This window comes from Arthrobacter sp. Soil764 (genome assembly GCF_001428075.1).
In the GTDB taxonomy this organism is placed as follows: Bacteria; Actinomycetota; Actinomycetes; order Actinomycetales; family Micrococcaceae; genus Arthrobacter.
Genome location: NZ_LMSI01000019.1, coordinates 83,092 through 102,887 on the forward strand (window position 1 = coordinate 83,092; position 19,796 = coordinate 102,887).

At 67.4% G+C, this 19,796-nt stretch carries 22 protein-coding genes and 1 riboswitch; of the genes, 21 read left to right on the top strand and 1 reads right to left on the bottom strand.

Annotated features, from left to right (window positions below; genetic code table 11):
- Positions 1-76 precede the first annotated feature (76 nt).
- The 13 genes from ASG86_RS10100 (at position 77) to hisF (ending at position 11,310) form a co-directional block, all read left to right on the top strand.
- On the top strand, positions 77-937 hold the full coding sequence (locus ASG86_RS10100) for a cytochrome (protein ID WP_056333377.1): 861 nt from the start codon (positions 77-79) through the stop codon (positions 935-937).
- Between the two features lie 77 nt (positions 938-1,014).
- Entirely contained in the window at positions 1,015-1,617 is a 603-nt protein-coding gene (def, locus tag ASG86_RS10105) for a peptide deformylase (protein ID WP_056333379.1), read from the top strand.
- On the top strand, positions 1,614-2,534 hold the full coding sequence (fmt, locus tag ASG86_RS10110) for a methionyl-tRNA formyltransferase (RefSeq protein WP_056333381.1): 921 nt from the start codon (positions 1,614-1,616) through the stop codon (positions 2,532-2,534). Before def ends, fmt begins: the two co-directional genes overlap by 4 nt.
- A complete protein-coding gene (locus tag ASG86_RS10115) occupies positions 2,531-4,243 on the top strand; it encodes an RsmB/NOP family class I SAM-dependent RNA methyltransferase (protein WP_056333383.1) in 1,713 nt (570 codons plus the stop codon). Before fmt ends, ASG86_RS10115 begins: the two co-directional genes overlap by 4 nt.
- 105 nt (positions 4,244-4,348) lie before the next feature.
- Entirely contained in the window at positions 4,349-5,026 is a 678-nt protein-coding gene (gene rpe, locus ASG86_RS10120; protein WP_056333386.1) for a ribulose-phosphate 3-epimerase, read from the top strand.
- A gap of 39 nt (positions 5,027-5,065) precedes the next feature.
- A riboswitch (FMN riboswitch) is annotated at positions 5,066-5,213 on the top strand.
- Positions 5,214-5,382: 169 nt separating this feature from the next.
- Complete coding sequence (gene ribD, locus ASG86_RS10125; RefSeq protein WP_056333388.1) at positions 5,383-6,522, top strand: bifunctional diaminohydroxyphosphoribosylaminopyrimidine deaminase/5-amino-6-(5-phosphoribosylamino)uracil reductase RibD; 1,140 nt, start codon at positions 5,383-5,385, stop codon at positions 6,520-6,522.
- A complete protein-coding gene (locus tag ASG86_RS10130) occupies positions 6,522-7,184 on the top strand; it encodes a riboflavin synthase (protein WP_056333389.1) in 663 nt (220 codons plus the stop codon). The genes ribD and ASG86_RS10130 overlap by 1 nt, the downstream gene beginning before the upstream one ends.
- Positions 7,181-7,939: a 3,4-dihydroxy-2-butanone-4-phosphate synthase gene (gene ribB / locus ASG86_RS10135; RefSeq protein WP_082566746.1), complete on the top strand. Its 759-nt coding sequence runs from the start codon at positions 7,181-7,183 to the stop codon at positions 7,937-7,939. The genes ASG86_RS10130 and ribB overlap by 4 nt, the downstream gene beginning before the upstream one ends.
- Complete coding sequence (ribA, locus tag ASG86_RS10140) at positions 7,936-8,670, top strand: GTP cyclohydrolase II (RefSeq protein ID WP_056333392.1); 735 nt, start codon at positions 7,936-7,938, stop codon at positions 8,668-8,670. The genes ribB and ribA overlap by 4 nt, the downstream gene beginning before the upstream one ends.
- 17 nt (positions 8,671-8,687) lie before the next feature.
- Positions 8,688-9,176: a 6,7-dimethyl-8-ribityllumazine synthase gene (ribH, locus tag ASG86_RS10145; protein WP_056333394.1), complete on the top strand. Its 489-nt coding sequence runs from the start codon at positions 8,688-8,690 to the stop codon at positions 9,174-9,176.
- 108 nt (positions 9,177-9,284) lie between these two features.
- Complete coding sequence (locus tag ASG86_RS10150) at positions 9,285-9,548, top strand: phosphoribosyl-ATP diphosphatase (RefSeq protein WP_009358176.1); 264 nt, start codon at positions 9,285-9,287, stop codon at positions 9,546-9,548.
- An 84-nt stretch (positions 9,549-9,632) separates the two neighbouring features.
- A complete protein-coding gene (gene hisG, locus ASG86_RS10155; protein ID WP_056333397.1) occupies positions 9,633-10,493 on the top strand; it encodes an ATP phosphoribosyltransferase in 861 nt (286 codons plus the stop codon).
- 40 nt (positions 10,494-10,533) lie between these two features.
- Positions 10,534-11,310, top strand: a complete 777-nt coding sequence (hisF, locus tag ASG86_RS10160; RefSeq protein ID WP_056333399.1) for an imidazole glycerol phosphate synthase subunit HisF — start codon at positions 10,534-10,536, stop codon at positions 11,308-11,310.
- An 81-nt stretch (positions 11,311-11,391) separates the two neighbouring features.
- Here hisF and ASG86_RS10165 read toward each other — a convergent pair whose 3' ends face one another.
- The gene (locus tag ASG86_RS10165; protein ID WP_056333402.1) at positions 11,392-12,036 is read right to left on the bottom strand and encodes a TIGR03085 family metal-binding protein; all 645 of its coding nucleotides are present in this window, start codon (positions 12,034-12,036) and stop codon (positions 11,392-11,394) included.
- A gap of 112 nt (positions 12,037-12,148) precedes the next feature.
- Between ASG86_RS10165 and hisI the strand changes: the two genes are divergently transcribed.
- The 8 genes from hisI to lgt all read left to right on the top strand — a co-directional run bounded on the left by hisI (position 12,149) and on the right by lgt (position 19,577).
- Positions 12,149-12,577: a phosphoribosyl-AMP cyclohydrolase gene (gene hisI, locus ASG86_RS10170; protein WP_056333405.1), complete on the top strand. Its 429-nt coding sequence runs from the start codon at positions 12,149-12,151 to the stop codon at positions 12,575-12,577.
- Between the two features lie 105 nt (positions 12,578-12,682).
- A complete protein-coding gene (locus ASG86_RS10175) occupies positions 12,683-14,245 on the top strand; it encodes an anthranilate synthase component I (protein WP_056333408.1) in 1,563 nt (520 codons plus the stop codon).
- Between the two features lie 14 nt (positions 14,246-14,259).
- Positions 14,260-14,949: a Trp biosynthesis-associated membrane protein gene (locus ASG86_RS10180; protein ID WP_056333983.1), complete on the top strand. Its 690-nt coding sequence runs from the start codon at positions 14,260-14,262 to the stop codon at positions 14,947-14,949.
- Positions 14,950-15,053: 104 nt separating this feature from the next.
- Complete coding sequence (locus ASG86_RS10185) at positions 15,054-15,341, top strand: HGxxPAAW family protein (protein WP_056333411.1); 288 nt, start codon at positions 15,054-15,056, stop codon at positions 15,339-15,341.
- Positions 15,341-16,162, top strand: a complete 822-nt coding sequence (trpC, locus tag ASG86_RS10190) for an indole-3-glycerol phosphate synthase TrpC (RefSeq protein ID WP_056333414.1) — start codon at positions 15,341-15,343, stop codon at positions 16,160-16,162. The genes ASG86_RS10185 and trpC overlap by 1 nt, the downstream gene beginning before the upstream one ends.
- 128 nt (positions 16,163-16,290) lie before the next feature.
- The gene (trpB, locus tag ASG86_RS10195) at positions 16,291-17,610 is read left to right on the top strand and encodes a tryptophan synthase subunit beta (RefSeq protein WP_056333417.1); all 1,320 of its coding nucleotides are present in this window, start codon (positions 16,291-16,293) and stop codon (positions 17,608-17,610) included.
- A gap of 11 nt (positions 17,611-17,621) precedes the next feature.
- The gene (trpA, locus tag ASG86_RS10200; RefSeq protein WP_056333421.1) at positions 17,622-18,419 is read left to right on the top strand and encodes a tryptophan synthase subunit alpha; all 798 of its coding nucleotides are present in this window, start codon (positions 17,622-17,624) and stop codon (positions 18,417-18,419) included.
- A gap of 3 nt (positions 18,420-18,422) precedes the next feature.
- On the top strand, positions 18,423-19,577 hold the full coding sequence (gene lgt / locus ASG86_RS10205) for a prolipoprotein diacylglyceryl transferase (protein ID WP_056333424.1): 1,155 nt from the start codon (positions 18,423-18,425) through the stop codon (positions 19,575-19,577).
- Positions 19,578-19,796 lie beyond the last annotated feature (219 nt).

A 19,796-nucleotide genomic window follows, 5' to 3' on the forward strand; every position in this document is an offset into this window, starting at 1 on the left:
GCGGAGACGGGCCTCTTTTGCGTGCAGCTCCTGCCTCCCGGAGCTTTTGTCGGCCCCCTGTGAAAGAGTCTTTTGTATGACTGATCCGCTTCTCGCCCACGCCACCGAATACGGCCGGATGTATGCACGGTCAACGTCTGAGCAGTTTTCGGTACCTTCCATCACCACGGTGATCAGCCAGCAGCCGCACGGCCTGGATGGCTGGTTTGGTTACATGGGTGCCAGCAGCCTGGCCAATGATCCGCTGCTCTCGGACTGCCTGGGCAGTCCCGCCAAAATCAAGCAGGCCATCAACCGTGCCGCCAAAGCTGCCGAAACCTACCGGGACGATGCCGCCAGGCGCGGGGACCGCGTCCACAATTACTGCGAGCAGGTGGCGCTCCGGGCGCTCGGGCGCCCCCACGGCATGAAGGAAGCCCGCGAGGCCTTGGCTGCCAATGGGGAAGAGGCCTTCGCCGTCCGCTTCGACGAATGGTGGGAACTCTTCCAAGTGGAGCCCATCGCCCCCGAAATCACTGTCTGGAACAACACCGTGGGTTACGCGGGCACCCTTGACCTTGTAGCCCGGATCAACGGACGCATTTGCCTGATCGACTACAAGACCAAGGGCACAACGCGGGATGGCCTGGTCAAACCACTGGATGACAAGGTTGTGATGCAGTTGGTGGCCGGCATGAAGGCCGAGGAAAGCCTGGTGGATGCGGAGGCCGGCACCTGGGAGCCCTGGAAATACGGCGAAAGCCCTGTCCTGCTGGCCGTTGCCATTGGCGAGACCGAGGTCCGTCCTGTCCGGGCCAACCCCGAGGTCCTCAAGCACCACTGGTGGAAGTTCTGCGCCCTGCGACGGGTCTGGGAATTGTCCGCGGACACCATCAGTGCCGGCACCGCGCTGCTGCCCATCGCACCCCCGCCGCTGGCACAGGCCCGCACCGCGTAAGCGGCGGGAGGACCTCGAGAGACTGCACCTAAACTGGATAGGTTCCCTTTGCCGCCAACCGTGAGGACAAACAGCGCATGGCTATTCTGAATATCCGCATCATCGGTGATCCTGTGCTGCGCACAGTTGCCGATCCCGTGACGGAATTCGGACCCGAGCTTGCCAAACTGGTGGCCGACATGACCGAAACCATGGAGGACGTGGACGGCGCAGGGCTTGCCGCTCCGCAGGTGGGCATCAGCAAGCGCGTCTTCACATACCGGATCGACGGGGTGGAGGGGCACATCATCAACCCCGTCCTGGAGAACAGTGAGGACTACCAGCCGGACCACGTGGAGGGCTGCCTGTCCATTCCCGGCCTCGGCTTCCCCGTCCGCCGTTTCCGCGCCACCCGGGTCACCGGTGTGGACATGCACGGAAATCCGGTGTCTGTCGATGGGGAGGGGATGCTCGCACGGTGCTTCCAGCATGAAAATGACCACCTGGACGGCATTCTCTACACCGACCGCCTTGAGGGCGAAGACCGGAAGGCTGCATTGCGGTCCATCCGCAACGCCAATTACGACGCCGTCACCGGGCGCACCACAGCCAAGCGCGCCAAGAGTGTCGGGTCGAGTTTCGGCGGGGCCAGCTTTGGCGGAACCAGCACCCCCGGCTCCAGCTTTGGCACAGCAGGGTGAGGGTCCTCTTCGCGGGGACCCCCGCCGTCGCTGTGCCGTCCCTGGACGCCCTGGTCAACGCCGGCTTTAACGTGGTGGCGGTCCTGACCCGTCCCGATGCGCCGGTAGGCCGCAAACGCGTGCTGACACCCTCGCCGGTGGCACAACGCGCCGCGGAACTGGGCATTGATGTCATCCGCGCCGCGCGGGTCGACGCCGAGGCCATTGCCGCTGTCTCCGCCGCGCGGCCGGACGTCGCGGCAATCGTCGCCTATGGCGGACTGGTTCCCCCTGCAGCACTGCGCATACCGCGGCACGGCTGGGTCAACCTGCATTTCTCGCTGCTGCCCGCCTGGCGTGGCGCGGCGCCGGTCCAGCGGTCGGTCATGGCTGGCGACGATGTCACCGGTGCCGTTACCTTCCAGCTGGAGGAAGGACTGGACACCGGCCCCGTTTTTGGCACGCTGACCGAGGCCGTCAGGCCACAGGACACTGCCGGAGACCTGCTGGAGCGGCTGTCCCGCAGCGGTGCGGTCCTGCTGGCGCAGACACTGTCCGCCATCGAGGGCGGAAAAGCGTCGCCGCAGCCGCAGGCCGGCGACGTCTCGCTGGCACCCAAGCTGACTCTGGAGGATGGACGCATCAACTGGTCCCATCCTGCCCTTGCCATCAACCGGCAGGCACGGGGAGTCACTCCCGAGCCCGGCGCCTGGACCCTGCTGGACGGGCAGCGGGTCAAGCTCGAGCCTGTCCTGCTCCGGCCTGATATCGCAGGACTTGCCCCCGGGGCAGTGGCCTTGGAGGGGAAAACCGTGGTGGTGGGTACAGGCTCGCACGCCGTGGAACTCACCCGGGTCCAGCCCGCAGGGAAAAAGATGATGGCTGCCGCTGATTGGGCGCGCGGCATGGCTTCACTGGAGGGTGTGGTGTTCGAATGAGCGGGTCCGGCGGCAATACAGGTGGACGGAATACCGGCCGGCCCAACACTGGCGGAGGGGGAAGCGTCGGGGGATATGGCCGCGGCGGGAAGAGCGGGCAGGGCGGCAGCGGCGCGCCCGCCGGCAGCGGCCGGGGCAACGGCGGTCCCCGGGACGCCAGCAGGAGGGACGCCAAAGGCCGCGAACGCAACCGCGGACCGCAGCGGGGCTTTACCGAACAGGCGCCGTCGCAGCGGACCAGGCGAGCCGACCCCGCCCGCCTGGTGGCCTTCGAAGTGCTGCGCGCTGTGGCAGAGGAGGATGCCTACGCCAACCTGGTGCTGCCCGCGCGGATCCGGCATCACCACCTGGACAAACGGGACGCCGGGTTCGCCACGGAACTGAGCTACGGCGCCCTGCGCGGCCAGGGAACCTACGATGCCATCCTGGCACGGTGCGTGGACCGGCCCCTGGCCAAGCTTGATCCGGCCGTCCTCGACGCCCTCCGCATCGGTGCCCACCAACTGCTGGCCATGCGGGTCCCGGCGCACGCCGCACTGGACCAGACGGTAGGACTTGCCCGTGCCGTCATCGGAGCCGGCCCCTCGGCACTGATCAATGCCGTCCTCCGCAAGGTTTCCGCCCACTCCCTTGAGGAATGGCTGGACCTGCTGGTGGAGGGCGAAACCGACGAGACGAAGATTGCCTCGCTGAGGTACGCCCACCCCGAGTGGATTGTCCGGGCCATGCGCCAGTCACTGGTGGCCCACGGCCGGCCCGCAGGCGAAATCAACGACCTGCTGGAGGCGGACAACGCCGCCCCGGTGGTTAACCTCGTGGCCCTGCCGGGGCTGGGCAGCCTGGACGAAGCGCTGGACAACGGTGCCACGCCCGGTGAACTGGTGGAAGGCTCCGCGCTGTCCAGCGGCGGGGACCTGGGACGCCTGGCGTCGGTGCGTGCCGGCAGCCTCAGGGTCCAGGACGTTGGTTCACAGCTGGTGGCCAGGGCCCTGGCCGCGGTGGACCTTCCCAACCCGGGCCCCAGCCGGGCAGGCGACGGTGCGGGCCGCAGTCCCGGCGCCGAAAGTGCGGCGGATGCAGGGGCGGGTGCCGGTACCGGTGCCGGTGCCGGTGAAGCGTGGCTTGATCTCTGCGCCGGCCCCGGGGGAAAGGCGGCCCTCCTTGGTGCGCTGGCCCACCAGCGGGGCGCCACGCTCCTGGCCAATGAGCCCGCCCCGCACCGCGCAAAACTGGTCAGCCAGGCGCTGTCGGCCGTACCGCCGGGCAGTTGGCAGGTCCGGACCGGCGACGGCCGGGAGGTGGGCGCGGAACAGCCGGAACGGTATTCCCGCGTCCTGGTGGATGTTCCCTGCACTGGCCTGGGAGCTCTTCGGCGCAGGCCCGAGTCCCGGTGGCGGCGCTCTCCCAAGGACATTGCAGACCTGGGGCCGCTGCAGCGCGAACTGCTGAACTCCGCCCTGGCCGCGGTCCGCCCCGGGGGAGTGGTGGCCTATGTGACCTGTTCCCCGCACCCGGCGGAAACCACGGCTGTGGTGGCCGACGTCCTCCGGAAACGCACCGACCTGGAACTCCTGGACGCAGGCGCCGCGCTGGACGCCGTCAGCCTCACCGGAAACCTGGGCGCCGGCCATGAACTGACCGCCCAGCTCTGGCCCCATATCCACCACACCGACGCCATGTTCCTGGCCCTGATCCACAAGAAAACCTGACAGGAAAGAATCCCTGATTCGTTAACCTGGGCTCCCGGTCCGGCTGTTCCAGGCTGCGACGGAGGCTTTTTACGACACCAAGCACCTTCAGCGAAAGGCACCCCTGTGACGCAATGCTGCATCAACCCGAGTATCCTCTCCGCCGACTTCGTCAACCTTGAGGCCGAACTGCAACGGATCAGCAACGCCGACGCCGTCCACGTGGACGTCATGGACAACCACTTCGTCCCCAACCTGACCATCGGGCTGCCCGTGGTGCAGCGCATCCAGGCGGTGAGCCCGGTTCCGCTGGACGCCCACCTGATGATCTCCGACGCGGACCGGTGGGCGCCGGGTTTCGCCGACGCCGGCCTGGCCTCGGTCACGTTCCACGCAGAGGCATCCATTGCCCCCATCAAGCTGGCACGGGAACTGCGCAGCAGGGGATCCAAAGCGGGCATGGCATTGCGCCCGGCCACCCCGGTGGAGCCGTACCTGGACATGCTGGCCGAGCTGGACATGCTGCTCATCATGACGGTGGAACCGGGATTCGGCGGCCAGGCATTCCTGGACGTCACGCTGCCCAAGATCCGGCGGGCCCGTGAAGCCGTGGAAGGCTCCGGACTGGGAGTGGCCATCCAGGTGGACGGCGGGATCACGGAGGACACCATCGCCCGCGCGGCTGAAGCCGGGGCCAACGTCTTTGTGGCCGGCTCCGCCGTCTACGGCGCCGACGACCCCGCGGCAGCCATCGACCTGCTGCGGGGCAAGGGCAGCCGGACATTACGCGGGGCGACGGAATAAGCGGGAGCCCCTGCCGGTTGTGGCACAATAACAACACACATACGTGCTCCGGGGTCGGTGTAAGTCCGAACCGGCGGTGACAGTCCGCGACCCGCGAGCCGGTTTTCTCTGACGAGGATCCGGCAGACGGTTGAACCGGTGGAATTCCGGTACCGACAGTTAAAGTCTGGATGAGAGAAGCACGTACAGCTGTATCTGTGGGCCCTTGGGCCCGCAACGTTCTGCTGTCGTATCCCCGGAGCCATCGCGGTTCGACAGGGAAGGAACGACACGCACATGAACCCCCAGCGATGGCTCTTAAACGCCGAAAATACTGCTGCCTCCAAGGCAGCCACCCAACCCGTCCCGGCCGCCGCATGACGCGCGCCGTGGAACTGACACCCGCCGCCGGGGTGGTCACAGCCTTCAGCGCCGATGAAACCCGGGCCATGGAGCTGGCCCTGCAGGCAGCCCTGCTGGGGCCGCGCGGCGCGAACCCACTGGTGGGGGCCGTCGTCGTCGGTCCTGACGGACGCCACCTTGTCACCGGCTACCACCGCGGCGCCGGCACCGCGCACGCCGAAGCGGACGCAATTGCCCAGGCCGCCGCCGTCGGCCTGGATCTTTCCGGGTGCACCATGGTGGTCACCTTGGAACCCTGCAACCACGTGGGCCGCACCGGGCCGTGCACGGAAGCAATCATCGAAGCCGGCATCACCGACGTCGTGTACGCGGTCGACGATCCGCATGACCCCGCCGCCGGTGGCGCCGCAACGCTGCGGACGGCCGGCGTCCGGGTCCGCAGCGGCCTCGGTGCCGACGAGTCCCTGGACATGAACCGCCAGTGGTTTGAGGCCGTAGCCGCCAAGCGCCCGTTCGTCACCCTCCACATCGCCCAGACCCTGGACGCCCGGATAGCTGCCGAAGACGGCACCAGCCAATGGATCTCCAGCCCGGAGTCGCTGGCAGACAACCACGGAATCCGCAGCCGCATCGACGCCATCCTGGTGGGCAGCCAGACCGTGCTGGTGGACAATCCGCGACTGACCGCCCGGGAACCCTCCGGCGGCCCCGCACCCAAACAGCCGGTACGGGCTGTCATGGGACTGCGCGGAATCCCGGACGGCGCCGCGATCCGTGGCGATGACGGACTGGCGGTCCACCTTCCCACCCGGGACCCGCGCGAGGCGTTGACCATGCTGTATCAAGCCGGCATCCGGCACGTTATGGTCGAAGGCGGCTCAAGGATCCTCAGCGCCTTCCTCTCGGCAGGCCTGGTGGACGAACTCATCGTGTACCTGGCGCCCACCCTGCTGGGATCCGGCACCTCCGCCCTTAACGGGCTGGGCATTACCAGCCTCCCGGACGCCCAGCAATGGGAATGGGACGAGGCCGACGGCGGCGCCGTCCGCACGCTCGGCCGGGACCTCAGGCTTCACCTCAGACCGCAACGGAAAGTTGCACTCGACCACCCACCAACCCGCGGCAGCGCGGAGCAAGCCCAGGGAGGCTACTGATGTTCACCGGAATTATTGCCGAGCAGGGGCAGGTGCTGTCCGTGGAGCGCGACGGGCACACCAGCGCCACCGTACGGCTGCACGCCCCTGGCTCCACCGAGGGCCTGCCACTTGGCGGCTCCATTGCCGTGAACGGGGTCTGCCTCACGGCAACCGCGATTGACGGCAAGGAGTTCAGCGTGGATGTCATGGGGGAAACCCTGGTCCGGAGCACCATCGGCGAACTCGTTGCCGGGGATTCGGTCAACCTGGAACGCTGTGTTCCTGCAGGCGGACGCCTGGACGGGCACGTCGTGCAAGGCCACGTTGACGGCGTGGGAGTCCTGCTGGAACGCGAACCCCTGGGCAACTGGGAGCGGCTGCGCTTTGGTGTCCCCGCCAACCTGGCCCGCTACATTGCCGAGAAAGGCTCCATCGCCATTGACGGGGTCTCCCTCACTGTGACGGCCGTCAGCCCGGCATCGGAGCAGGAGCCCTGGTTCGAAGTGGGCCTGATCCCCACCACCCTGGCCGAAACAGGCCTGGGCACCAAAACCGCCGGCAGCCGGGTGAACCTGGAGGTCGATGTCCTGGCCAAGTACACCGAACGGCTGCTTGCCTTCCGCGATGCCGGCGCAGCAGCAGGTACCGGTGGCACCGCGGTTGCAGGAGGTGCACGGTGAACGCCGCAGTCCACCTGGAATCCGCCGCTGCCGCGGATGCCGTCAACACCGACGGTGCCTCCGGCGGCCGGGCGGCCGCGCCGGCCAAAGGACTGGACTCCATTGAAGACGCAGTGCGCGCCATGGCCGCAGGCCGGCCCGTGCTCGTCGTCGACAACGAGGACCGCGAAAACGAAGGCGACATCATCTTCGCCGCCCAGCACGCCACGCCCGCCCTGATGGGCTGGACCATTCGGTACAGCTCCGGGGTGATTTGCGTGCCGCTGACCGGCGAACGCGCGGACGCCTTGGCGCTGCCGCCCATGACTGCCGTCAACGAGGACGCCAAAGGCACGGCCTACACAGTGTCCTGCGACGCAGCGATCGGCGTCAGCACGGGAATCTCCGCCACGGACCGGGCCTTGACCGCCCGCATCCTGGCCGACCCGCAGGCAAGCCCGGCCTCCGTGACCCGCCCGGGGCATATTTTCCCGCTCCGTGCGGTTGACGGTGGTGTGCGGGAACGCCAGGGCCACACCGAGGCCGCCGTGGACCTGTGCCGCCTTGCGGGCCTGGAGCCGGTCGGGGTGATCGCGGAAGTGGTGTACGACGACGGTGAAATGATGCGGCTGGACGGCCTGCGTTCGTTCGCAGCGGAACATGGATGTCCCCTGATCTCCATTGAGGACCTGGTGGCGTATCTTGAAGCCGGGGCCGGGGGAACCCAGCGTGAGGATGTCCGGGTAATGCCGGGCGTACAGGAGGAGAAACGATGACGGCAGCGGCAGCCAGCGAAGACAGCCAGCAGAACGGCCACCGGAAGCACCACGCAGTATCCGGCGAGGCACCCCATCCCGTCAGCGGAGGGCCCGTCGTGCAGCTGCCCACCGCCTTCGGCGATTTCGTGGCCCAGGCATGGACTGACCTGGTGACCGGTGTGGAACACCTGGCCGTCAGTTCCCCCAATGCCCCCACTGACCGTAAGGCCCCCCTGGTGCGGCTGCACTCCGAGTGCCTCACCGGCGATGTTTTTGGCTCCTACCGCTGCGACTGCGGTGAACAGCTTGCGTACGCGTTGGAACTGATCCGGGACAATGGCGGCACGCTGCTCTACCTGCGCGGCCAGGAGGGCCGCGGCATCGGCCTGGCCAACAAGATCAAGGCCTACGCGCTGCAGGAGGCGGGCTTCGACACGGTGGAGGCCAATGAACAGCTGGGCCTGCCCGTGGATGCGCGGTGCTACAAGGCCGCCGCCCAGATCCTTGCCGAAATGGGCCTGCACGAGGTGCGGCTGCTCAGCAACAACCCGGACAAGCAGAACAGGCTGGCCAAGGCGGGCGTGAACGTCGTGGAGATGGTGCCCACTGAGGTCCCGTCCCGCGAACAGAACATCCGCTACCTGCGCACCAAGAAGGACCGCATGGAACACCGGCTGCTGCTGGATACCCAGGTGGCCCCGGTGCCCGTGCCGGCCCCCGAATCCCCTTTCGACCACGAACAAGACTGAACGGAACAGAAGAACCCATGAGTGGACACGGCGCCCCCGACATCGACCTCAGCACCCTTAACCCGGCCGAGACCTCGCAGCTGAAGCTCGCGATCGTCGCAGCCAGCTGGCACACGCAGATCATGGACGGGCTCCTGGACGGCGCGCTCCGGGCCGCCAAGGATGCCGGCATTGCCGAGCCCACCGTGCTGCGGGTTCCCGGCAGCTTTGAGCTGCCGGTTGCTGCAGCGCGCCTGGCACCGCACTTTGACGCCGTCGTTGCCCTCGGCGTGGTGATCCGCGGCGGAACCCCGCACTTTGACTACGTCTGCCAGGCGGCGACGTCGGGGCTCACCGATGTCAGCGTCTCCACCGGCGTGCCGGTGGGCTTCGGCGTGCTCACGTGCGACAACGAACAGCAGGGACTGGACCGCGCCGGCCTGCCCGGCTCCAAGGAAGACAAGGGCCATGAGGCCGTGACGGCGGCGCTGGCCACCGCCGTGGTGCTCAAGCAGTACCAGAGCTAGGAGCCAGCCAGCCTGCTGCGCGGGCGCGGTGTGTATTCGCTCACATCGCGCCCGTCATGCAACGGCCCGGGAAGCGCCGGTACGGCCGCAGCAAGTAGGCTGGAGGGCGTGAAGAATTTCGAGACGCTGTTCGCTGAGCTCAGCGAGAAGGCAGCCACCCGCCCGGAGGGCTCCCGCACCGTCGCTGAATTGGAGTCCGGTGTTCACGGCATCGGCAAAAAAGTCGTTGAGGAAGCAGCCGAAGTATGGATGGCTGCCGAATATGAATCCGATGAAGCCGCGGCCGAGGAAATTTCCCAGCTGCTGTACCACCTGCAGGTTCTGATGCTCGCCAAAGGCCTGACCCTGGAAGACGTCTACAAGCATCTGTAGCCACCGGTCCGGCGCGCTGACGCCGGGCACGCTGTGGCCTGCATTGCCTGAAACCCAGACCTTCCACCCCAGAAAGAATTTCCCATGCTGCGAGTAGCCGTCCCCAACAAGGGCTCCCTGTCCGAAGCCGCCTCCGCCATGCTCTCTGAAGCCGGATACCGCCAGCGCCGCGACAGCCGCGAACTGGTCATGGTGGACCCCGACAACGACATCGAGTTCTTCTTCCTTCGCCCCCGCGACATTGCCGTTTACGTCGGTCAGGGAACGCTCGACGTCGGCATCACCGGACGCGACCTGCTGCTGGACGCCGGGGTGGAAGCCGAAGAGCTGCTCCCGCTGGGATTCGCCGCCTCCACCTTCCGCTTTGCCGGGCCGGTGGGCGACTTCGCCTCTGCCGCCGAACTTGAAGGCAAGCGCCTTGCCACCAGCTACGACGGCCTGCTCCGCAGCTACCTGGCCGAACGCGGCATCAACGCCAAAGTGGTCCGCCTGGACGGGGCCGTCGAATCCTCGGTCCGGCTCGGCGTCGCGGACGCCATCGCCGACGTCGTGGAAACCGGCAACACGCTCAAGGCCGCCGGCATGGAAATCTTCGGCGATCCCATCCTCAAATCCGAGGCCGTCCTGATCCGCCGTACCGGCAACGGGGGCGCCGCCAACGGCACCGCCAAGGAAATCGACGTCCTCATCCGCCGCCTGCAGGGCGTCCTGGTGGCGCGCCAGTACGTGCTGATGGACTACGACATCCGCAAGGAGCTCGTGGAAAAGGCGGCCGGCCTGACGCCCGGCCTCGAATCGCCCACGGTCTCGCCGCTGCGCGACTCGGACTGGGTGGCCGTCCGATCCATGGTGCCCAAGAAGGAAACCAACCGGATCATGGATGAACTGTATGACCTCGGCGCGCGCGCCATCCTGGTCAGCAGCATCCACGCCTGCCGCATCTGATAACCGGCACCCCAGCACCACCGAATATCCAGGAGTTCCCATGGCAGTAGCAGTACGCGTCATTCCCTGCCTTGACGTCGACGCCGGACGCGTCGTCAAGGGCGTCAACTTCGAGGGCCTGCGCGATGCCGGCGACCCCGTGGAACTCGCCCACCGGTACGACAACGCCGGGGCCGACGAACTGACGTTCCTTGACGTGACGGCGTCCTCCGGCAACCGCGAGACCACGTTCGATGTGGTCCGGCGCACCGCAGAGGAAGTGTTCATCCCGCTGACGGTGGGCGGCGGCGTCCGCGGCGTGGCCGAGGTGGACAAGCTCCTGCGCTACGGTGCGGACAAGGCCTCGATCAACACCGCGGCCGTGGCCCGGCCCGATGTCATCGACGAAATTACCCGCCACTTCGGTTCCCAGGTGCTGGTCCTGTCCGTTGACGCCCGCCGCACCCGGCCGGGCTCGCAGCCCACGCCGTCGGGATTCGAAGTGACCACCCACGGCGGCCGCACCGGCACCGGTATCGACGCCATCGAATGGGCCCGGGAAGCAGCGGACCGCGGGGTGGGGGAGATCCTGCTGAACTCCATCGACGCCGACGGCACCAAGGACGGCTTCGACCTCGAACTCATCAAGCTGGTCCGGGCTGCCGTCAAGGTTCCCATCATCGCCTCCGGCGGGGCGGGGGAGCCTGCGCACTTCCCGCCGGCCGTTGCAGCAGGTGCGGACGCAGTCCTGGCCGCCTCGATTTTCCACTGGGGACCGGACGACATGATGTCCCAGGTCAAGGAAGCCATCCGGGAAGCTGGCTTCGAAGTCCGGTAATTCCCGCCCGCGAGCGGGTGGGTGGGCCCACGCCCGCAGGGTTCCCTGACCGAGCTTGCGAGGTTAGGGAGCGGGTGGGGACTACAAACCTACTTCGGCTGACTGGAGGAGGGCGACGGCGTCCGGCTGGCCTTCGAAGGTGACCAGGGCATGGCGGGTTCGGCCGTGGGCGTGCATCAGCAGTTCGCCCGGCTCACCGACGATCGCCACCGAAACGGGTGCCCGTTTGGCGACGTGGCGCGGACCGGACGGACGGACCAGGACAATGCCCAGGTCCACGCCGCGGTACAAAATGGCGGCGCGCTTGACCAGTTCATCCCACAGGGCGTCCGAGTATGCCTCATCAAGTGCCCGGGGCGCCCACCGGTCCACGGCCCGCCGGACGTCCTCCGTGTGCACGAAGTACTCAATGAGGTTGGCACTTTCGTCCAGGGCCTTGATGCTCATCGGCGAAAGCGCCGGGGGACCGGCGCGGAAGGTGTTGACCAGCCGGGCATAGTCGTCGTTGCTGGTCAGTTTTGCCGCCAGCCTGGCGGTCGCCTGGTCTGAGGCCTTGGCCAGGCGCTTGATGATCAAACCAAGTCCGACAGCGGCCTTCCGCTCGCGCAGGTACAGGTGCGCGGCAAGGTCCCTGGTACGCCAGCCCTTGCAGAGAGTGGGCGCATCAGGGCCGGCCGCAAGCAGGGTTTCGGCCAGGACTTCTCGGGACGGTTCGACGAAATGCATCACTTGTGAAACTAGCACGAGAGGCGCGGAGTTGGGCAGCACTTCAGCGGCCGGTGGCGTGCCGTTGTTCACAACGGGAGTACGGGCGCGTGTTGGCACTAGACTTGACCCGATGTCTGAGCAGCCAACCCCCGTCCCAACCGCCGGATCCGCTGTGTCCCCGCCCGTGGAATCCGTGCCGGCCAGCCCTCTTCCCCAGGAGGTGGCCGCTGCGCTCAAGCGCGACGGCGCCGGCCTGGTGGCCGCAGTGGTGCAGCAGTACGACACCAACGAAGTCCTGATGCTTGGCTGGATGGACGACGAAGCGCTTCACCGCACCATGACCACCGGCCGCGTCACCTTCTACTCCCGCTCACGGCAGGAGTACTGGCGCAAGGGCGATACCTCCGGGCACGTCCAGTGGGTCAAGTCCGTGGCCCTGGACTGCGACGGCGACGCACTGCTGGTGCGCGTTGACCAGGTGGGCGCGGCCTGCCACACGGGTACCCGCACCTGCTTCGACGGCCGGGCCCTCGACGTGGTGGCGGGCCAGGCAGGCTAACCCGGTACGCTGCCCGGCCGGCCTCCCTCCACGGCCACCCCAGCAAGAACACCAAGGTGCCCGGTACTGCCGGCCCTTTTGAAGAACAGGCGGACAAGCATAACCATGCAGGACCTTGGAACCATCAGCCCGAGCCTCGAGGAATTCCGGGAACTCGCCGGCCACAGCCGCGTCATTCCCGTCAGGCTCAAGGTCCTCGCCGACGCCGAAACCCCCATCGGGCTGTACCGGAAGCTGGCGCAGGGGCAGCCAGGCACCTTCCTCATGGAATCGGCAGCCGTGGGCGGAGCCTGGTCGCGGTACTCCTTCATCGGCGCCAGGTCGCGCGCCACCCTGACCACCAGGGACGGCCAGGCACACTGGCTGGGCCAACCGCCTGCAGGCGTCCCGGTCAGCGGCAGTCCCGTGGACGCCATCCGCGACACCATCGAGGCACTGCGTACCGACCGCTTCGAGGGGTTGCCACCGTTTACCTCCGGCCTGGTGGGCTTCCTCGGCTGGGAGACGGTCCGCCACTGGGAACGGCTGGTCAGCCCGCCCGAGGATGACCTGCAGCTGCCGGAAATGGCCCTGAACCTGGTCACCGACATGGCCGTGCACGACAACGTGGACGGCACGGTCCTGCTGATTGCCAACGCCATCAACTTCGACAACAGCTCCGAGCGCGTGGACGAGGCCTGGCACGACGCCGTCGCCCGGGTCAAGGAACTCCTGGCCAAGATCAGCGCGCCCGTGGTGCAGCCGGTCTCCGTGCTGGCACCGGCAGCCCTGGACTTTGCGTCCAGCGTCCAGGAACGCTGGGACGAGGCTGAATACCTTGCCGCGCTGGACCGCGGCAAGGAAGCCATCGTGGACGGCGAGGTCTTCCAGGTGGTGATCTCGCGCCGGTTCGAGATGGAGTGCAAAGCCTCCGCGCTGGACGTCTACCGCGTCCTCCGGAACACCAACCCCAGCCCCTACATGTACATCTTCAGCCTGGCCGACGCCGACGGCCGCGAGTACTCGATTGTCGGGTCCTCGCCGGAAGCGCTGGTGACGGTCACGGGCGAGGAAGTCATCACCCACCCCATCGCCGGCTCGCGTCCGCGCGGAAAGACGGTCGAAGCGGACAAGGCCCTCGCCGAGGAGCTCCTGGCGGACCAGAAGGAACGCGCAGAGCACCTGATGCTCGTGGACCTCTCCCGGAACGACCTCTCCAAGGTCTGCGTGGCCGGCACGGTGGATGTCACCCAGTTCATGGAGGTGGAGCGGTTCAGCCACATCATGCACCTGGTATCCACCGTGGTGGGCCGGCTGGCCCCGCAGGCCAAAGCGTACGACGTCCTGAAAGCGACGTTCCCGGCCGGCACCCTCTCGGGTGCCCCCAAGCCCAGGGCGCTTCGCCTCCTCGATGAACTGGAACCGCACCGCCGGGGCATTTACGGCGGCGTGGTGGGCTACCTCGACTTTGCCGGCGACATGGACATGGCCATCGCCATCCGGTCCGCCTTGATCCGTGAAGGACGGGCCTACGTCCAGGCCGGCGGCGGCATCGTGGCTGACTCGGTGAACCCCACCGAGGCGCTGGAAACCGTCAACAAGGCCGCCGCCCCGCTGCGCGCTGTGCACACGGCCGGATCGCTGCACAACATTTCCGCGGAATCCCTTCCCGGCGGGACAGCGTCCTGATGCCGGACTCTGACATGGCGCCAAACCGGCCTGGCGACGCGGCCAGGGCAGGAGCGGCGGATACGGCGGCCAAGGCGGGCAAGCCTGCGAAGAACCGGGCCGTACCGGCCTGGGCGCGCAAGTCCACGCTGGTCCTGCTGATCGCACTCCTGGCGCTGGCCGCATTCGGCACCACCACCCAGACCTGGATGACTGCCACCCTGGACCCCAACCAGGTGGGACAGTCCGGACCGGCCCAGAGTGTCATCCAGGTACAGGGCAGCAAAGCCGCCACCACCGTGACGGCACTTGCACTGGTGGCCCTGGCCGGCGGGCTCGCAGCGGCCATTGCGGGCAGGATCGCCCGGTGGGTCATCACCGCCATTATTGTCCTTGCCGCGGCCGGGGTGGTGGCCGCCGCGGCCACCGTCCTGGCCGACCCGCTCACGGCGGCGCAGGGGTCCATTGCAGCGGCCACCGGAGTCTCCGGCAGCCAGGCGCACGTGGAGCTGACCCCGTTCCCGGTACTCGCCGTCGTCGCCGGCTGCCTTCTCGCCCTGGCAGCCCTGCTGATCCTGCCCGCCTCCCGCTACTGGAAGGCGCGCACCAAATATGACGCCGCCGGCGCCGCGGGGACCGCAGCTGCGGGCGCAACGCCACCGGCCGGGCCCGTGGACGAAATCGACAGCTGGGACCGGCTTTCCCGCGGCGAGGACCCCACCTAACCCCGGCGGGCGCCTGGACCGGCATTGGCGGCAAGCCCTGCGGTACACGGGCGGCAGCCAAAAAATGGCAGAATGTAAGCAGTATCCATCCTGAGGAGATTTCCATGAGCAAAGCACCTGCGTCCGTTTCCAAGTCAGGCACCCGCACGGTGGCCCCCGGCGCCATTGACCACAGCCAGGAACTGGGCCATGGCAACAGCCCGGCCGCCTGGACCTGCGTCATCGTCATGCTGGTAGGCGCGCTCATCGCCGCCATCGCCTTCGTCATCGCCAGCACGCCCATCTTCATCGGCGGCGCTGTTGTCATGGTCATCGGCCTGATCCTCGGTTACGTCATGCGCAAGGCAGGCTACGGCGTCGAAGGCAGCAAGCTGAAGAACTCCGGCCACTGATGGCGACTGTTCTCGATGACATCAACGCCGGTGTCAGGGAGGATATGGAGGCCAGGAAGCGGCTGGTTTCCCTGGCCGAGCTGAAGGACCTGGCCCAGGCCGCGGCACCAGCCCGTGACGCCTGGGCGGCCCTCGGCGGGACCTCCCCTACCCGGGAACAGCTGAAAGTCATTGCCGAAATCAAGCGCCGCAGCCCCTCCAAGGGAGATCTCGCCAGCATCGGGGATCCGGCGTCGCTCGCCAGGCAGTACGCCGACGGCGGTGCCTCCGTCATCAGCGTCCTCACCGAACAGCGCCGCTTCAACGGATCCCTGGCCGACCTCGACGCCGTGCGCGCCGCCGTCGACACTCCGCTGCTGCGCAAGGACTTCACGCTCGACGAGTACCAGATCTGGGAGGCCCGTGCCCATGGCGCCGACCTCATCCTGCTCATCGTGGCCGCCCTTTCCGACGCCCAGCTCGCCGAATTCAGCGCCCTCAGCCGGGACCTCGGAATGAACGTGCTCGTCGAGACCCACACGGAAGAGGAAATCGAGCGTGCCGTCGCGGCCAACGCCCGCATCATCGGCGTCAACGTGCGCAACCTCAAAACGCTCGACGTCGACCGTTCCGTCTTTGCCTCACTGGCAGGGCTGATTCCGGCGGAGGCTGTCGTGGTTGCCGAATCCGGCGTCCGTGACGCCGGCGACGTCACGCACTACGCCGCCAGCGGTGCCAACGCCATACTCGTGGGTGAGGCACTGGTAAGCCATGCCACGCCCCGGGAACGCATCGCCGAGTTCACCGCCGCGGGTGCCGCCGCCATTGCCGCCCGCGGCTGAGGCACGCACCACACCCTCCGGCTTCCTGCGGGGCCTGCAGCATGCCGGCCCCGCAGGATAGACATCCGGTTCCGGGCACACCGGACCCGCAGACTTTTGACCAACCACCACCGAACAGGACAGGACTGATGGCTGACGCACCCTCAGGAAACGCTGACAACAACACCGCGGAAGCATTCCTGCAGGGCGGATCCCTCCGCCACGCCCCGGGGCCGTACTTCGGCAACTACGGCGGGCGATGGATGCCCGAGTCCCTCATCGCTGCCCTGGACGAACTTGAAGAGACCTTCAACAAAGCCAAGGACGATCCCGAATTCCGGGCGCAGATCGCGGACCTGAATAAGAACTACTCCGGCCGGCCCTCGCTGCTGACAGAAGCCAAGCGGTTCTCCCAGCACGCCGGCGGAGTCCGCATTTTCCTCAAGCGCGAAGACCTCAACCACACGGGCTCGCACAAGATCAACAACGTCCTTGGCCAGGCCCTGCTCGCCAAGCGGATGGGCAAGACCCGCGTCATCGCCGAGACCGGCGCCGGCCAGCACGGCGTGGCCAGCGCCACCGCCGCGGCCCTCATGGGGCTCGAATGCGTGGTCTACATGGGCGCCGAGGACTGCCGCCGCCAGGCGCTGAACGTGGCCCGGATGGAACTCCTGGGCGCCAAGGTCATCCCCGTCACCAGCGGATCCCAGACCCTCAAGGACGCCATCAACGACGCCCTGCGGGACTGGGTGGCCAACGTTGACAACACGCACTACCTCCTGGGCACCGCGGCGGGCGCACACCCGTTCCCCGCCATGGTCCGCTACTTCCACGAGGTCATCGGCGAGGAAGCCCGCGCCCAGATCCTGGAGCAGGAAGGCCGGCTCCCGGACGCCGTCTGCGCCTGCATCGGCGGCGGCTCCAATGCCATCGGCATCTTCCACGGGTTCCTGGACGATCCCTCCGTCAAGATCTACGGCTTCGAGGCCGGCGGCGACGGCGTCGAAACCGGCCGGCACGCTGCCACCATCACGCTTGGCAAGCCTGGCGTCCTCCACGGCGCACGGTCCTACCTGATGCAGGACGATGACGGACAGACCATCGAGTCGCACTCCATTTCCGCGGGCCTGGACTACCCGGGTGTCGGCCCCGAGCACTCCTACCTGTCGGACATCGGACGGGTCAGCTACGAGCCCATCACGGACAGCGAAGCCATGGAGGCCTTCCGCCTCCTGTGCCGCACCGAGGGCATCATTCCCGCCATCGAGTCCTCGCACGCGCTGGCCGGGGCCATGAAGGTGGGCCAGCGGCTTGCCGCCGAAGACCCGGCCTCTGCGGCTGAAAAGATCGTCATCGTCAACCTGTCCGGACGCGGTGACAAGGACGTGGCCACCGCCGCCGAATGGTTTGACCTGTTGGACAAGAATTCCGCCGAATCCGAAATCGGCAAAGAGGGGGAACAGCTGTGAGCAGCGCAGAGATGACCAGCAAGTCGGCAGCAGCCATTGACCGGGCACGGTCCCAGGGGCGCTCCGCCCTCATCGGTTACCTCCCCGCCGGCTACCCCAGCGTGGAGGACACCATCGCCGCGGGCATTGCCCTGGCGGAGAACGGTGCGGACCTGATCGAGATCGGCATTCCCTACTCGGATCCCGTCATGGATGGCCAGGTCATCCAGGCCGCCACCACCGAGGCACTGGCCAAGGGTTTCCACGTCAGCCAGGTGTTCGACGTCGTTGCCGGCATCACCAGCAGGACCGACGCCGCTGTCCTGGTCATGACCTACTGGAATCCGGTGGTCCGGATGGGCGTGGACGAGTTCTCGCGCAGGCTGGCCGAGGCCGGGGGAGCCGGGCTCATCACCCCGGACCTGATTCCGGACGAGGCCGCCGAATGGATGGCAGCCTCGGACAAGTACGGCCTGGACCGGGTGTTCCTCGTGGCGCCGTCCTCCACCGCGGAACGCATGCAGCGGACCGTGGATGCAAGCCGCGGCTTCGTGTACGCCGTATCCATCATGGGCGTCACCGGAGCCCGGACATCTGTCAGCACAGCGGCCAAGGATGTTGTCGCCGCCGCGCACGGCGCCGGTGCCGAACGCGTCTGCGTTGGGCTGGGCGTCTCCACAGCGCACCAGGTCCGGGAGATCGCAGCCTACGCCGAAGGCGTCATCGTGGGCACCGCCCTGGTGGCAGCCCTCCGCGACGGGGGAGTGGACGCCGTCGGTGCCCTTACCAAAGACCTGAGCACGGGCCTGACGCAGGAAACCGGGGCCTAAAGCATGCAGCCACTCTTTCAGGCAGCCGCGCTGGTGCCCGCCAGCATCCCCAGCCCGGACTGGTCCGGCTTCGACATTCCCCTGCCATGGGGCAGCCTGCGGATCCACGCCTACGCGCTGTGCATCCTCGCCGGAATCGTCGTGGGCCTGTGGCTGACGTCCGTTCGCTGGGCCAAGCGCGGTGCCCCTGAAGGCAGTGTCTGGGACATCGTCATCTGGGCCATCCCCTTCGGCATCATCGGGGGCCGGCTGTACCACGTGGTCTCGTCACCGGATGCCTACTTCGGCCCTGGCTTCGACGGCACCGGGGACCTCTCGCTGATTCCGCAGATCCAGCGCGGCGGGCTGGGCATCTGGGGCGCCGTCGTCCTTGGTGCCGTGGGTGCCTGGATCGGCTGCCGCCGCAGTGGCGTGAAGCTGAGCGCATTCGTCGACGCCGCGGCGCCGGGCCTGCTCCTGGCCCAGGCCGTCGGCCGGTGGGGCAACTACTTCAACCAGGAACTCTTCGGCGGTCCCACCACCCTGCCGTGGGGCCTCCAGGTCGATGCCGAAAACCCCAACTTTCCTGCGGGCATGCCCGCGGAGACCCTGTTCCACCCCACGTTCCTCTACGAATCGCTGTGGAACCTGGCCGGCGTCGTGATCCTGCTCGCCCTGGACCGGCGCTTCAACTTCCGCCGGAGCCGGCTCTTCTGGCTGTACGCCATGTACTACACCCTGGGCCGGGTCTGGATCGAGGCAATGCGCATCGACGATGCCGAACAGATCGGCATCCTGGGCATCACCACCAGGCTCAACGTGTGGACCAGCATCTTCGTGTTCCTGGCGGCCCTGACCGCCTTCATCCTCCTGGGACTCAAGGGCCGGCCGGACCCGGACACTGTGTACCTCCCGGGCCGCGAACCGGAGAAGACTGCAGAGCCGGGGATTGATGCGGGGCACAGTCATGAAGTCCGTGATCCGGACAATGTTGTCTCAGATAGTGATTCGCGTGGTAATCTCCCTGATAACCACAGCGGTTCCAGGCATGCTTCCGACCCCACGGAAGAAGCCGCGGCGGCACCGGCCGGCTCAAAGCCCGGAACGGATGCAACGGCTGCCGGACATTCCGGCAGCACAGCCACAGGATCCGCACCGGAGGCCGGCGCCGGCAAGTAGGGCGCAGGCCAGTCAGGGCAGCAGAGCCACCGCTCGAAGCGCCCGCAAACCACAATGTCGTGGCATGGGGCACCATCCGTCCAGCATCAATTTGCTGGCCGGTGATGCCTCGGGCAGGGGCCTGCGTAACCGTTAGTTCAGCAGGCTGCGCTGACCTACAATTTCCAGTAATCAACACTTTGTTGTGCCCACCGCAGCGGCGCCCGACGAGTGGGGCCA